Annotated in this window: 10 protein-coding genes and 1 other annotated feature; of the genes, 7 read left to right on the forward strand and 3 right to left on the reverse strand. The window is 50.5% G+C overall.

From position 1 onward, the window contains the following. Positions 1–3 precede the first annotated feature (3 nt). From AC1DWB_RS04870 to AC1DWB_RS04890, 5 genes are all read left to right on the forward strand, one after another. Positions 4–1,551 carry an extracellular solute-binding protein gene (locus tag AC1DWB_RS04870; RefSeq protein ID WP_477539912.1) on the forward strand — a complete coding sequence of 516 codons (1,548 nt, stop codon included), beginning with the start codon at positions 4–6 and terminating at the stop codon, positions 1,549–1,551. Between the two features lie 86 nt (positions 1,552–1,637). Continuing rightward, entirely contained in the window at positions 1,638–2,555 is a 918-nt protein-coding gene (locus AC1DWB_RS04875) for an ABC transporter permease (RefSeq protein WP_477539913.1), read from the forward strand. A gap of 1 nt (position 2,556) precedes the next feature. Next, on the forward strand, positions 2,557–3,459 hold the full coding sequence (locus tag AC1DWB_RS04880) for a carbohydrate ABC transporter permease (protein ID WP_477539914.1): 903 nt from the start codon (positions 2,557–2,559) through the stop codon (positions 3,457–3,459). A gap of 42 nt (positions 3,460–3,501) precedes the next feature. Further along, positions 3,502–4,584, forward strand: coding sequence for a sialidase family protein (locus tag AC1DWB_RS04885; protein WP_477539915.1), 1,083 nt, complete (start codon positions 3,502–3,504; stop codon positions 4,582–4,584). 89 nt (positions 4,585–4,673) lie between these two features. Continuing rightward, a complete protein-coding gene (locus AC1DWB_RS04890) occupies positions 4,674–5,438 on the forward strand; it encodes a hypothetical protein (protein ID WP_477539916.1) in 765 nt (254 codons plus the stop codon). A gap of 106 nt (positions 5,439–5,544) precedes the next feature. On the opposite strand, the gene AC1DWB_RS04895 is transcribed toward AC1DWB_RS04890, so the two are convergent. Together AC1DWB_RS04895 and AC1DWB_RS04900 are read right to left on the reverse strand one after the other, a co-directional pair. Continuing rightward, the gene (locus AC1DWB_RS04895; protein ID WP_477539917.1) at positions 5,545–7,068 is read right to left on the reverse strand and encodes a DHA2 family efflux MFS transporter permease subunit; all 1,524 of its coding nucleotides are present in this window, start codon (positions 7,066–7,068) and stop codon (positions 5,545–5,547) included. Next, positions 7,065–7,607, reverse strand: coding sequence for a PadR family transcriptional regulator (locus tag AC1DWB_RS04900; RefSeq protein WP_477539918.1), 543 nt, complete (start codon positions 7,605–7,607; stop codon positions 7,065–7,067). The genes AC1DWB_RS04895 and AC1DWB_RS04900 overlap by 4 nt, the downstream gene beginning before the upstream one ends. Positions 7,608–7,812: 205 nt before the next feature. On the opposite strand from AC1DWB_RS04900, the gene AC1DWB_RS04905 reads away from it, so the two are divergent. Next, positions 7,813–11,193, forward strand: coding sequence for an Ig-like domain-containing protein (locus tag AC1DWB_RS04905; protein ID WP_477539919.1), 3,381 nt, complete (start codon positions 7,813–7,815; stop codon positions 11,191–11,193). Positions 11,194–11,278: 85 nt separating this feature from the next. Here AC1DWB_RS04905 and metG read toward each other — a convergent pair whose 3' ends face one another. Continuing rightward, on the reverse strand, positions 11,279–12,916 hold the full coding sequence (gene metG / locus AC1DWB_RS04910; RefSeq protein WP_477539920.1) for a methionine--tRNA ligase: 1,638 nt from the start codon (positions 12,914–12,916) through the stop codon (positions 11,279–11,281). 52 nt (positions 12,917–12,968) lie between these two features. Continuing rightward, positions 12,969–13,246, reverse strand: a binding site (T-box leader). Between the two features lie 226 nt (positions 13,247–13,472). Between metG and mqnC the strand changes: the two genes are divergently transcribed. Beyond that, positions 13,473–14,609 carry a cyclic dehypoxanthinyl futalosine synthase gene (gene mqnC / locus AC1DWB_RS04915; protein WP_477539921.1) on the forward strand — a complete coding sequence of 379 codons (1,137 nt, stop codon included), beginning with the start codon at positions 13,473–13,475 and terminating at the stop codon, positions 14,607–14,609. Positions 14,610–14,865: the final 256 nt, after the last annotated feature.

Raw genomic sequence — 14,865 nt, forward strand, 5'->3', positions numbered from 1 at the left:
GGCATGACCATCAGGAAAATCGGGGTATCGGCCGCAGCGGCCATTGTGTTGGCGGGGGCGGTCGTCGGCTGTTCTTCCAATGACGGGGGAAAGCTGGACAATAAGGGCAGTGGAACGGATCAGAGTACACCCAAGAAGAGTGAGAAAGTATACGTGTACGCTAACTTCGGCAACCTGTCGAACAACAATACGGTTAGCAAGCCGGAAGCGATTGAAGAGGTTAAGAAGGTCGTCATGGACAAAATCGGCATCGAGATCGTCCCGATCATCCCGCCGAAAGGGTCGGAAGCGGACAAATTGAACGTGCTCCTCGGCTCCAATGAACCGCTCGACATCTTCGCCGGCTCGATGGCGACTCACCAAGCGAACGGAGCTGTCCGACCGATTGGCGACTTGTTGGACAAATACGGGAGCAACATCCGTAAGCTATGGCCATCCGATTGGAAGGTGGCTGTGGATGCGCTCACCACAGCGGACGGGAAAATATGGGGAGTAGCGACCGGCGCCCCGGTGGCCGGTAACGGAGTGCTTATCCGCGAAGATTGGCTGAAGAAGCTGAATCTGTCTATGCCGAAGACAATCGACGAATATGAGACCGTACTGAAAGCGTTCAAGGATCAGGACCCGGCAGGCTCTGGTCAGACGATCCCGCTGCTGACGGATCTCCCCTCCCTTCAAGGAGGGTTCGCCGCAGGCTTTATGGATGTAGGTTACGGGAATTATGTCGATAAAGACGGCAAAGTGAAGCCGCCTCAGCTCAACCCGGGTTATCGCGATTTCGTGGCGAAGATGGCGGACTGGTACAAGAAAGGCTACATTTTCAAGGAAGCGTTCTCCTCCAATCGAACCCGCCAAATCGAGCTGGTGAAGCAAAATCGCGTCGCGTCCGGTGTGTTGTGGAATACGGTCGTAACGGCCAACGAATATTTGCTTCGGCAAAACGTACCGGAAGCCAAGTATAGCTTAGCCGCGGATCTGAAAGGCCCGACCGGCAACTTAACGACACTCGGTGGAGTAAGTACAAGCGGCATCATGATTAACAAAAACGCGAAAAATCCGGAAGCGGCGATCAAATTGATTGACTGGGTGCATTCGGATATCGAAAACTACTTCTTGCTGTTCTTCGGCATCGAGGGCAAGCATTGGAAATATACAGACAAGAGTAAGAGAATCATCGAAGGATTGAATACCGACTACATGGGGGACCTGATTCCAGGTTTGTCGTTCGCCTATACGGTGCAGTACGAGAAGAACGATCCCGCGTTTGGACCTCAGTTCGATTTCATCCGCAAATATATAACGAACATGAATCGGGTAAAGAAGTCCAGCTTGGCTGATGTGGAATACAAGTTCGATACGAAAGCGATCAACGACAAGGTGCCGACATCGGGCGACATCACCCGCATGATCGAACAGGAGACGATCAAGTTCATTACCGGGGCAAGGCCAATGGACGAATACAACAAATTTATCGAGGAGCTGAACAAGGCCGGGCTCGACAAGTGGATTGAAGCCTATACCGCAGAGAACAACAAGGTAAAAGGCAAGTAAACACCATATTCCATTGGGGGCGCTGACGTTAGCGCTCCTGTGGATGGAATTGTTGGCTTCACGTAGGAAACGGAGATGGTCAGTCAGTGAATGCAAAGACGTTAACATTGATCCGCAAGCATAAGCTGCATTATGCGCTCGTTATTCCGGGCATGCTGTACTTCCTGGTGTTCCATTAYGGTCCGATGTATGGAGTTATTATTGCGTTCAAGCAAGTGGCACCGTTCGACGGTCTCAGCGGCATTTTTTCCTCGGAGTGGGTGGGACTGAAGCATTTTCACAACTTCGCTGCTTCGTACTACTTCTGGGATATCATGGGGAATACGCTCGCAATTAGTTTGTATCGGATCGTATTCGGTTTCCCCGCTCCGATTGTGTTGGCGTTGCTGATCAATGAGGTGAGGCATGGCGCATTCAAGCGGGTCGTGCAGACGATATCGTATTTGCCGCATTTCTTATCCATGGTCATTGTGGCCGGTCTGCTTACCGCCATGCTTAGCGTCGACGATGGTTTTGTGAAAGGGGTGCTGCAGCAGCTTGGAATTGAGCCGATCCCATTCTTGACCGATCCCGCCTACTTCCGCTCGGTGCTCGTGCTGTCAGGCATATGGAAGGAAGTCGGGTGGAGCACGATCATTTATTTGGCCGCGATTGCCGGTGTCGATCAACAGCTGTACGAAGCAGCGAGAGTCGACGGCGCCGGACGAATCAAGCAAATCTGGCATATTACACTGCCAGGCATTAGCCACATTGCCGTCATTCTGCTCATTCTCTCGATCGGCCATATTATGGATGCCGGATTCGAGCAGGTGTTCTTGCTCTACTCCCCGCCGGTATACGGGGTAGCAGATATTATCGATACGTATGTGTACCGAAAAGGGTTGATCGAAGTCAACTATTCGTTTGCCGCTGCAGTCGGATTGTTCAAGTCCGTAATCGCCTTCATCCTCGTTGTGGGCACCAACTATTTGGCCAAGAAGTTCGGTCAGGAAGGGATCTGGTGACATGGCTGCGCGAATAATCCGAAGACGTCTACATGGCGGTGAAGCTTCATTTCAGGTATTCAACTATGTGCTATTGACCCTGCTGTCGCTTGCATTCATCGCTCCATTCCTGGCGATCGTCTCTACGTCGTTTGTCGGGGAAAGCGAATTGATTCGCAGAGGAAACTTCATCCTCATCCCGGAAAAGCTTGATTTCAGCGCATACCACGTGCTGCTGTCGGAAGGCTCCATGCTGTATCATGCTTACGGCATTACGATTCTGCGGGTCGTCGTTGGCACCTCACTCAATTTGCTCTTTACGGCGATGCTTGCTTATGGCTTGTCCAGGAAGGAGATGCCAGGACGTAATGCATTCATCACCCTCGTGTTTATTACGATGCTGTTCGGCGGGGGGCTCATCCCGACCTATTTGCTGCTGAAATTCATGCACTTGACCAATACGTTCTGGGTCATGATCATTCCAGGTCTCATCAGCGCCTGGAACTTGCTCATCATGAAAAACTTCTTCACGCAAATACCGGAGAGCTTGATCGAATCGGCGACGATTGATGGCGCGAGACCGCTGACTATCCTGACCCGTATCGTATTCCCGCTCAGTATGCCGACCTTCGCAACGATTGGATTGTTCTACGCTGTCGGGCATTGGAATGCTTGGTTCGACGCTACCATCTATATCAATGATTCCAAGCTGATGCCGGTACAGGTGCTGCTGCGACGAATCGTGCTGTCGTTCTCCAGCCAGGATCTCGATGCGGAGATGTTGAATGGGGTAGCGAATAAGCCAACAGCACAAAGCTTGCGGGGAGCTATGATCGTGGTCACTACGCTGCCCATATTGTGTGTTTATCCGTTTTTGCAAAAGCATTTTGTCAAAGGTGTGCTTACCGGTTCGTTGAAAGGATAATCATTTAATCATTCGATCATTCTTAAGGGAGTGGAAAAGAAGATGGAACAAAAAGGTGCGATCGTATTGGATTTGCGTCCTGGTGAAGGGAACCCAAGAAATAGCGAAGGGGCTTTTCTGGATATGCATGACGGGCGAGTCATGTTCGCCTACAGCCGATTTATCGGAGATTCGGCACATGATGACGCCAAAGCCTGCATCGCGGTCCGCTACTCGGATGACGCCGGCGAATCATGGACAGGCGATACGATTATCGCGCAACCGGAAGACCACGACGCGCTCAACATAATGAGCGTCTCGCTCTTGCGGATGAATAATGGCGACATCGGCTTGTTCTATCTGCTACGGTACGGTTGGCACGATATGCGGCTTCACTTGCGTCGGTCGTCCGATGAAGGTGGGACTTGGAGCAATCCTGTCTGCTGCGTGACAGGCATGGGCTATTACGTGACGAATAACGACCGGGTCGTCCGGTTGTCGTCCGGGCGGCTCGTCGTACCTGCGGGTTTGCATCGGATGAAGACGAATGACAAATCTGCCTGGGCTGGATTCGACGGAAGAGCGATCACTTTCTTCTTCTTATCGGACGATGATGGAGCGACTTGGCGCGAGGCCCGGAACTTTGTCTCAATCGGTGTACCTCATTCGAAGAGCGACATGCAGGAGCCGGGCGTCCTCGAGCTTGCGAGCGGGACGTTGTGGGGCTGGGCGCGCACCGACTTGGGTTGCCAGTATGAGACATTCTCCCATGACGGCGGTGAATCGTGGAGCCAACCTGTGCCGTCGGCGTTCACATCGCCTTGCTCTCCCTTGTCTATGAAGCGTAATCCGAATAATGGTGATCTACTCGCGGTATGGAACCCGATTCCGGTGTACAACACCCGACTCTTGGAGAAGCATAGCTGGGGAAGAACACCGCTGATCGGGGCGATCAGCCAGGACGACGGGAAGACGTGGGGTGGTCATTTCGCGATTGAGCGAGAGGAGGATGGCAACGGTTGCTGTTATGTAACGATCCATTTCACCGGCAACGCCGTACTACTCGCTTATTGCGCGGGTGAAGCCGAGGATGGTATCTGCTTGTCGAGGTTGAAAATCCGTAAGATTGCCTTGTCCGAGCTGTAGGCTTGATTGTTGCATGCCATCTCTTTCTGCCCAATCCACCTGGAAATATGATAAACTAGTCCTGTATCCTAATAAAAGGTGGAGAAGCTATGGTACATGCATTCACTATCGAGCCGATCACGTATAATGCTTTCGACAATGAGGCGGAACAAATTGATAAATGTAAGGAATGGGGCTTGCTTTCCGACAAAGCCTCCAAGACCAAGGCATTCTTTTACAAGCGAAATGGACTGAATCTGGCTTGCAGCATTATCGGATATGTCGATACCATGACTGCGGTCATCGAGTTCGACAACAAACAACAGCACTGCATCCACCCCTCGTACCTGAAGGAGATGCAGGCATCCACTTACAGCCAGAAGCTTACGGGGGGAGCGGAAGAATCAGCTGAGTCAGCAGAGATAGCGGGATCGGAACTGGGGACTTCACAATCGGAAGCGCAACCTGAAGCGGCAACCCCGATTGAAAAGCCCAAGGCGGCAAAGTCTAAGGACGAAGAGTCCGAGGTCGACGAGCCGTCGTCCAAAGCACCCGCCAAGAAGGGGAAAGCGGCCAAGGTCCAGCTTCCTGAGGAGAAGGTCAAGATGATCGCTACCGTAAAAGAATTCACAACGGTGCCCAATCATTTCGCCGATGAGGACGATGAAGTGATCATCTATGAAGCGRTTTCCCTTGTGGAGCCTTATGTCGAGCTTGGTGAAGCCTGGTCCAGCCATAGCACGACGATTAAGAAAATAGAGCTGGAAGTCGGCGATAYGATCACATTCGATGCGAAGATTGTGGCGAAGAAGCTTACCAAGCATCCAGTCCCTTACAAAATCAACAATCCCTCGAAAATACAAAAGCAAACATGAAAATGAGATGACGAAGAGAGGCATGAGAAGGTCGCAACCTGCCGACATACTCATGCCTCTTTCTTTTCAACTATGGCAGGTTGCCAAAACTCAGTCTCCGCGATACTTATAAATGCGCAGCACTGGAAGATTGTCTCTTCTTCGAATCAAGCCTGCTCGTTCCAACGAACATCACTGTTACCAAACCTATAATGCCGATACAAATGCTAAGGATAAACCCGTGATTTATAGCTGTTCCAAGCGCCTGTTGAAGAAACGTTCGGATTTGCGGATCTATTTGATCTCCTGCACGCATGAGCAGCTCCGGATTAGCTAAAGTATTGATTTTATCATTCGGAATACCGACTTTAGCAGCTCCATCGGTAATAAGCCTATGCAGGTTGTTATTCACAATCGTTGCCATAATGGAAGCCCCCATAATACCGCCAATACTGCGCCAGAAGCCAACAATGGAAGAACTGACGCCCATATATCGGGGATCAACATTCGCAGCAACCGCGCTCTGTGCAACACTCATCAATGGTCCAACGGCACCAACACCAAGTAATATCATAAGGGCAATCATATACCCGCTAGAAGCATCCGTGCTGACGATAGAAAGCAGCGAGGCTACAACGATCGTCATCAGCATACTGATCAGCATGAGTGTACGGAAAGCGAATTTGGACTGTAAGAAACCAAACAGAATAGCTCCAGCAATTAGTGAAGCCATCATAGGCGTCAATACGCTGTTGGAGTTAGCATGCCCGAGTACCCCGACTGAGAAGCTAGGCAGATATGTAATCGCCGAGAACATAAGAACACCTTGGCAGAAACAAATGATGCTTGTTCCCAACACCATCTTATTCTTGAATATGGTTAGCGGAAGGACAGGTTCAGTCGCTCGCAGCTCTACCAGTATGAATAAAGTACCGATTACAGCTGCTGTTGCGAACAAGCTAATTTCCTGCCAAGAGCTCCAAGCGTAATCTTTGCCACCCCATTCAAGCGCAAGCATTAACGAAACGGTTGTCATGATAAGAAATAGCGTTCCCAAATAATCGATTTTTGGTTTGCGCTCGGAACGGGTTTCCTTCAAGGCAATCATCAATATGATCATAGAGGCCAAGCCGATCGGAACGTTAATGTAGAAATTCCATCTCCAACCCAAATGCTCCGCTATAAAACTGCCCAACTGTGGACCCGCAACGGAAGAAAGACCGAAGATCGCTCCGAATACACCTGACATCTTCGCTGCATCCTTAGGATCGCTGAATATCGTATAAATAATGGTGAAGCTGATCGGAAACAAGGCACCAGAGCCAATCCCTTGAATGACCCGAAACCAGATGAGCTGATCGGCGCTCTGAGCAACTCCACATAACGCAGAACCGATTAGGAACATCCCGATTCCGATCATGTAGAACAACTTTCGCCCGAACAAATCGGACATTTTACCAAACACTAGCATGGTGCTTGTTGACGCTAGCATATAGGCGGTAAATACCCAGCTTATTTTATCAAAAACGTTAAAGTCCTCACTTAGTTTGTTGATGCAGGAAGCAACGATCGTATTATCCAGGGATGACATTAATAAGCCAAGTGCCATCGCAAGAATGATGAGTCCCTTATTGGACCTCGCTAAGTTCATGCTAATTCCTCTCTCTTTGTACGAATTGGTTCCATACTTGCCAATCCTTCTTGGATCGCTTCCAGCTTGGCGTAATATTCTTTGATCCCAATCTGAATGCATATGATCTGTGCTGGATGCATCTCCGCTTTATAGAGCGAATACTTCTCATTTAACTGCTCCAATTGCTTCTGTGCTTGCTGTTGTACTTGCTTCAACCACGCGATAATCTGGTCATCCCCCACATATTTACCAAAGAAAAGCTTCATCAGAAAATCCGACTTTATGGAATCCGACTCCAATGGACTCTGCAAATAGGTGTAGAACTGGCTTCTCCCGCTCTCCGTTATAGTAAATACGTTTTTATTCGGCTTCCCTTCCTGGAGCACACTTTCCTTCGTTAACAATCCCTCCTTCTCCATACGTTGGAGCATGGGATAAATCGTTCCGTAGCTTGAGCTGTAGAAATAAGAGAAAAGCTCCTCGAAGGATTGCTTGATTTCATAACCTGATAACGAACGATTCATAAGCATGCCTAGAATAACATCCTGACTGTTCATAAAGCACCTCTCTTTCATTTATCACAATATGACAAATAGTAATATATCACTCCAGCATATATCGAGTCAATATATAATCGGCAAGGTTGAGCTCACAAAGTTTTCTTTCTTGGATAGCTAAACTATCGGACGACCATAGCCGATAAACATAGGGTACCTTTGTTCTTAGCATCGATTATATAAGAGAAGGGATTGGACTTCATTGATGGACACAGGCTTACAAACATCCGGTAAATCCGGGCGTGCTCAGGGACGCATACGTCGCGCTGTCGTGCAGCTCGTACTGATCTTAACTATGATTATTGGGCCAGGAGCTACAGGAGCATTCGCCGCTGATGAAATATCACGGTTGGTGCTGTCGAAGAACGAGGTTTCCATATCAGTTGGGGACTCCACCAGCTTAACGGCTACGGCCATCTACGTTAGTGGTGCAACGTCGGATGCGACGATTAAGACGGAATGGAATTCTAGCGACCAAGCCGTCGCTACCGTATATTCCGGGACGATCTCGGCCAAGGCAGAAGGAACTGCGATTATTACTGCTACCTATATGGGCAAGACCCAAGTTGTGAATGTGAGCGTCGTCAAGAAGGTTCGCAGCTTGACCAAGAACAAACAAAGCTTGACGCTTCGGGTCGGCTCGTTCGATGATATTACGTTGAGTGCGTCCTATACGGATGGCTCGGTCGGGGACGTAACGACCAAGGCCGAATGGAGCACCGACAATGAACTTGTCGCGGACGTTATTAACGGGAAGGTCACGGCCAAAGGCTCTGGCGAAACGGTCATAACGGCCAAATACGGAGGCAAGACAGTTACGGTTCCTGTAGCGGTTGACGTTGTCCGCCGCTTGGATCCTAACAAGGATAGCATTGACTTGCGCATCAAGGGATTCGATAAGATTGAACTGATCGGGATGTTCGAGGACGGGAAGACTCAGGATGTGGCTGACAAGGCGGAGTGGTCTTCCGATAAACCTGGGGTTGCTGACGCAATCAAGGGAACGATTACCGCTTATGGAGCGGGTCAAGCTACGATCACAGCCCGCTATGGCGGCAAATCGGCAACGATTATCGTCAATGTAGAGACAGTGCGGAAGCTGGAGGCGGACAAGACGGACTTGTTCCTCAAACCGGATGGTTCGTACCAGCTCAAGCTGGATGCTACATATGCGGATAACAAAACCGAAACCGTTACTTCCAAGGCAACATGGAAGAGCAGTGACGAAGCGATTGTAGAGATCGATAATGGGCTCGTGCTGGCGAATTCGATTGGACAAGCCACGATCACAGCTTCTTACGGGAACAAGACGGTTACCATAACGGTCGATTCCGGAGTAGCGAGGAAGCTGGAAGCGAATAAGACTGATCTTCAGCTACGCCGCAACGAAACTGAGCCTGTTATCTTGACCGCCACTTATGCCGATGGCAAGACCGAGGACGTAACTAGCAAGGCGGACTGGTTCTCCGACAATGAGAGCGTAGCTTACGTATCCAAGGGCACAATTCGGACTTATAGCAAGGGTGAAGCGGTCATTACGGCCCAGTACGGAGATAAGACTGTAACGATCCCCGTGCGGGTTGATACCGCGCAAGTGTTGAAGACAGATGTATCCAGACTGGATTTGCGAGCGGGCGACTCCAAGAGGATTAAGTTGACCGTTACTTATGCAGATGGCTCGACGGAAGATGTTACGCAGCTTGCTGATTGGAGCTCAGATAACAGCAAAGCGGCCAGCGTGCACAAAGGCGATGTCAAGGCGATTGGCACCGGAACGGCTGTCATTACAGCTGAGTATGGGGACAAGTCGGTCACTGTTACGGCCAATGTAGAAATTGCCAAGAAACTGGAAGTCGACAAAAGCGATGTGTTCCTCAAAGCGAATGGGACGGCACAGTTGACACTGACAGCGACATATGCAGATGGCAAACCGATTGATGTGACATCGAAGGCTGAGTGGAGCTCAGACGACCGGGATATCGCGGATATCACGTCGGATGGTAAAATCACTGCGTATCAGAACGGTCAGGCGACTATAACCGCTTCTTATGGAGCGAAGACTGTGAATGTCACGGTTGACGTAAGCGTAGCCCGGAAGCTGGATGTTGATAAGAAGTCGGTCTCCTTACGTAAAGGCGACACTTCTAACCTCAAAGTAACGGCGACTTATGCCAATGGAACGTCCGAGGACGTCACGAGCACGGTCGATTGGAGCTCGGACAACGAGCTTGTAGCTACAGCACGTAAAGGAACGGTTCGTGCGCTTGATTCGGGTTCGACTCGTGTGACGGCCAAGTTCGGCGACAAAGTCGTCACCACAACCGTCGATGTCGATCCCGCTACTAAGCTGGAAGCTGACCAACTCAAGTTCGAAATCCAGCCAAGCGATATCGTGAGAGTGAAGTTGACGGCGACTTATGCCGACGAGACTACCGAGGATGTAACCGATAAGGCGGAATGGACGACGAGTAACAGCGCGTTCGCTACCGTAAACGACGGAGTCATTACTGCAGTCGAGCGTGGAGAAGTAACGATCACGGCCAAGTATGGCAAGAAGTCGGTCAAGATCGTCGTTAGCGTAGGGAAGCTGGATACGTTGACGATTAGCGAGAAAACCTTAGTGATGAAGGAAGACGACCGCAAGCAGCTCACGCTAATTGCCAAATACAAGGACGGCACGACGAAGGATGTAACGGATACGGCTGAATGGTCAACCTCATCGGCCACAATTGCCGAAGTATCGAATGGGTTGGTTACCGCGGTTGGAACCGGTAAGGCAACCATCGCAGCCAAGTTCGGTGAGAAAGTGGTCACGACATCGGCCCAGATCGAGGTAGCGGATAAGCTAACAGCGACTTACCGCAGCCTGATCATGCAGAAAGGGCAGAGCTTGCAAGTAGGGCTTACGGCCACATATGCTGATGGTACGACGGAAGATGTAACGGGTAAGGCAACTTGGTCCATCTCGTCCAGTAAGATTGCCGAAGTGGAGAATGGCCTTGTAACGTCAATAGATCGTGGGAAGACGTCTCTAACCGCGAAATACGGAACGAAGACGATTAACATACCGGTGGAAGTAGATTACGCCGTGAAGTTAACCGCGAATGAGAAAGCGTTCGATCTGCAATCGGGAGCATCCGCCCAGATCAAGGTTACTGCGACGTTCTCAGACGGGACTACACGTGATGTAACGAACGAAACGGAATGGACTAGCCGGTCATTCAAAGTTGCAGATGTCTCGGCAACCGGCCTGCTCACCGCGGCAAGCTACGGCAAAACGACGATCACCGCCAAATTCGGCGGCAAATCGTTATCCATTCCCGTTGAAGTGGATACGCTGAAGTATTTGAAATCCAGTGTCAAAACAATCGAGCTTACAGCTGGTAAAAGCTCTGTTGTCGTTCTGACCGCCACTTATAAGAATGGCGTGGAAGGTAACGTGAGCCCTAAGGCGGAGTGGAAAAGCTCAAAAGATACCGTCGCTGATGTGAAGGACGGAACGATCACGGCTTACGAGAAAGGCACGGCATCGATCACGGCCAAATTCGGCGGTAAGAGTGTGACGATTCGAGTGATCGTGAAGTAAGAGACTTAAGCAGCTTGGTTGCGTATAAACTAGGAAACACCTTTCCCATGGAAGATTGCCTTCACTGGGAAAGGTGTTTTGTTGTTTACTCGGTCTCCAGCCGCTCTGCTTGCAGCCGAGCCACTTCATCCTCGATCTGGCTGACCTCAATTCGCGCGAACAATGGCACCGGCGATACCAACGTCTCACCTGAACGGATTTCGATGTAGCTCCAGACTGGCTCGGCGATTCCGAGAAACGATCGGATTCTCCCGCAGGCGAAGGGCAAGAACGGCTCGAGCAGATTGGACAGGTTGGCAATGATCTGCACGCACGTATACAATGTATCTCTGCAATCGGCGGGGTCATCCTTCAGTTGGGACCAGGGCTTGCGCTCATCGAAGTACTTATTCGAACTCCGTACAAAGGTGAATACGGTCTCTAGTGCTTCTTTCAACTTGCTTTCCTCAATAAGCTGCCCCACATGAACGTACAGGTCATTCAATTGATCTCGAATCGTCACATCCACATGTGCGTCAGGTATGCAGCTATCGAACGATTTGACCAGGAACATCAGGTTCCGGTTGACGAAGTTGCCGAATGCTCCTAGAAGCTCACTGTTGTGGCTGTAGATGAACTCCCTCCAGGAGAAATCGGTATCCCGCTTTTCCGGCCCGTTAATGGTTAGGAAGTACCTCACGGAATCGGGATCGTAATGCTCCAGCACATAGGGCACCCACACGGCCCAGTTGCGGCTCGTTGAGAACTTCCTTCCCTCCAATGTCAAATATTCACTCGACACGATGCGATCCGGCAAGTGAAGCTTGCCCTCACCCAACAGGATGGCTGGCCAGATCAGGGTGTGAAAAGGGATGTTATCCTTCCCATGCACATAATAAGCGGTTACGCCTTCCGACCAAAATGGCTCCCAGTCTTTGCCGTTGTCACGCGCCCACTGCTTGCTAGCCGTCCAATAGCCGCAGACCGCTTCCATCCATACGTATATTTTTTTGCCTTCGAAGCCTTCGATTGGAACTTTAACGCCCCAAGGAAGATCCCGGGTGACAGCACGATCATGCAATCCTTCGTCCAAATACCTGCGCGTCAAATGCTCCGCATTCTCTCTCCAACCAACCGCCTGCTTGAGGGTACGATCCAGTACTTCCTGAAGCTTAGACAACGCAAGAAAAAAGTGCTCCGTATGCCGGGTGGTCGGACTGTTGCCGCACAGCTTGCACGTCTTGTCAATCAGATCGACCGGGTCGAGCAGGGCCGAGCAACCATCGCATTGATCTCCCCGTGCTGCTTGACCGCAGTGAGGACACTGACCCTCCACATAACGGTCGGGAAGGAATCGGTCACAAGTCTCACAATACGTCTGCTCCACGGACTTCCGGTATAAGCTCCCGTTCTCCACCAACTGAACGAATAACTGCTGTACCGCTTCGTGGTGGAACGGATCGTCTGTCCGGGTGTAGAGGTCATAGGAGAACCCCAGCTTTTCGAAGCATTGAACAAACTCTTGATGGTAGCGATCAGCAATTACACGGGGAGACACACCCTCTCGTTCGGCTTGGATCGCAATCGGCGTACCATGGCAATCGCTTCCCGATACGTACAGCACCTCTTCACCTTTAACCCGATAATACCGAGCCAGAATATCTCCCGGCAGCAAACTTGCCACCCGGCCCAAATGCAGCGATCCGTTCGCATACGGCCACGCCCCGCCAATAAAAATAGTCATGTGGTTCATCCTCCTAATGTGTATGGAAACAACAAAAAAAGCCCCCGTCCCCAGAAAGGACGAGAGCTGTATGCTCACGTGTTACCACCTCAATTCGCTCATGCCTCGCAGCATGAACCTCTTCAAGTACGACGTTTGCCTAAGAAGGCAGACGGTTATACTCTAGCTCTATAACGGGAGCGCCCGTTGCAGCCTACTTCCTGTTTGATTCAGGGTTCGATGCACAGCTTAGAGACCATGTTCGTCGGACGTTTCTTTACTCCTTTTCACCTGCCGGAGCTCTCTGTACAAAGAAAGGATCCCACTACTCTTTCTCTTCGTCGCATTTGTGTGTATTTCATTAATATCCTATTATATCCAGCTTCAGCGTGATGTGCAAGGGTGCACTTCACCAACTGCTGCAATTGTACCAATGCTGCCATATCCGACTCATCCCCGATGATGACGTCATTAGGCGATTATGGTACGATAGAACAATAATGCTCGTATAGTTGCTTAAGCAGAATGGATGCTGACTCGACGTCAGCTGGAATACGGATGGAGGAGTGAACCGACAATGAGCGAATTGAATAGCGTCTTAGAACGGGCGGTTGCAGGTGAGCGGCTTAGCTTAGAGGATGGACTGGAGCTGTACGCTTCGAACGAAATCGAGAAGATCGGCCACGCCGCCAATCAGATTATGAAGAAATGGCATCCGGACCCGATTACGACTTTTGTTATCGGCCGCAATGTGAATTATACGAATATATGCGATGTGTATTGCCGGTTTTGTGCATTCTACAGACCACCTGGGTCCAAAGAAGGGTACGTACTGCCGGATGAAGTGATTTTCAAGAAAATTCAGGAAACAATTGATGTAGGTGGAACCGAGATTCTCATGCAGGGCGGAACGAATCCGGACTTGCCGTTCAGCTATTATACGAATTTGTTGAGGGAAATTAAGAAGCGGTTCCAGATTACGATGCACTCGTTCTCTCCGGCAGAAATTTGGAAGATGAAGGACGTCTCTGAGGGGTTATCCCTGGAAGAGGTCATCCGCCAGTTGCACGAAGCGGGTCTGGATTCACTGCCTGGCGGCGGCGCGGAAATTCTGGATGACCGGACCCGCCGGAAGATTAGCCGGCAGAAGGGCTCGTGGACCGAGTGGATCGAAGTGATGACAACGGCCCACAAGATCGGGATGAACACGACGGGCACGATGGTGATCGGCTTCGGTGAATCGATGGAGGAGCGAGTGCTGCACATGCTTCGCATCCGTGATGCACAGGATGAATGCATCCGCAATGGCTATCCGTCGAAGGGCTTCCTCGCATTCATCCCGTGGACGTTCCAACCGGACAACACGAACTTGAAGGGCGAGAAGCTAGGCCCGGCGGAATACCTCAAGACGTTGGCGATCAGCCGACTTATGTTCGACAACATCCCGAACTTCCAATCGTCTTGGGTGACGATGGGACCGGAAGTCGGCAAGCTCTCGCTGTCGTATGGTTGCAACGATTTTGGCAGTACGATGATCGAAGAGAACGTAGTATCGGCGGCGGGAACAACGCACAAGGTGACGATCACCTCGACGTTGCAACTGATCCGCGAAGCGGGTAAGATTCCGGCGCAGCGCAACACGCGCTACGATATATTGAAAGTGTTCGACGACGAGAATGCCTCGGTGGACAAAGATTTCGTCATGCAGAACTAATTGTATAATGATGACATACATGAGCCTGAAGCGGAGTGAATTCCCGTTTCAGGCTTTTTCAACTAATTAGCTAGAACATACGTACGAATCCTGCAAAAGTACATGATTTTTGATCCGTTTGTATCCAAAAGTGGACAGGGGGGGGAGAAAATCCTGCACTATTGCATCATTTCGGAATTCGAAGAGGCCTCATGGAAGACGTAACGCCTTATTAATGCCACATTCCCGCTCTCTCATTTGTTTCTGAGAATGTCGC

Source organism: Paenibacillus sp. P4_E11, from assembly GCF_056401635.1.

What these genes read in the sequence shown, in the direction of transcription:
- AC1DWB_RS04895 (WP_477539917.1), bottom strand. Translation starts at nt 7,068, where the DNA reads ATGAACTTAGCGAGGTCCAATAAGGGACTCATCATTCTTGCGATGGCA.
- AC1DWB_RS04885 (WP_477539915.1), top strand. Translation starts at nt 3,502, where the DNA reads ATGGAACAAAAAGGTGCGATCGTATTGGATTTGCGTCCTGGTGAAGGG.
- AC1DWB_RS04870 (WP_477539912.1), top strand. Translation starts at nt 4, where the DNA reads ATGACCATCAGGAAAATCGGGGTATCGGCCGCAGCGGCCATTGTGTTG.
- AC1DWB_RS04900 (WP_477539918.1), bottom strand. Translation starts at nt 7,607, where the DNA reads ATGAACAGTCAGGATGTTATTCTAGGCATGCTTATGAATCGTTCGTTA.
- AC1DWB_RS04880 (WP_477539914.1), top strand. Translation starts at nt 2,557, where the DNA reads ATGGCTGCGCGAATAATCCGAAGACGTCTACATGGCGGTGAAGCTTCA.
- AC1DWB_RS04905 (WP_477539919.1), top strand. Translation starts at nt 7,813, where the DNA reads ATGGACACAGGCTTACAAACATCCGGTAAATCCGGGCGTGCTCAGGGA.
- mqnC (WP_477539921.1), top strand. Translation starts at nt 13,473, where the DNA reads ATGAGCGAATTGAATAGCGTCTTAGAACGGGCGGTTGCAGGTGAGCGG.
- metG (WP_477539920.1), bottom strand. Translation starts at nt 12,916, where the DNA reads ATGACTATTTTTATTGGCGGGGCGTGGCCGTATGCGAACGGATCGCTG.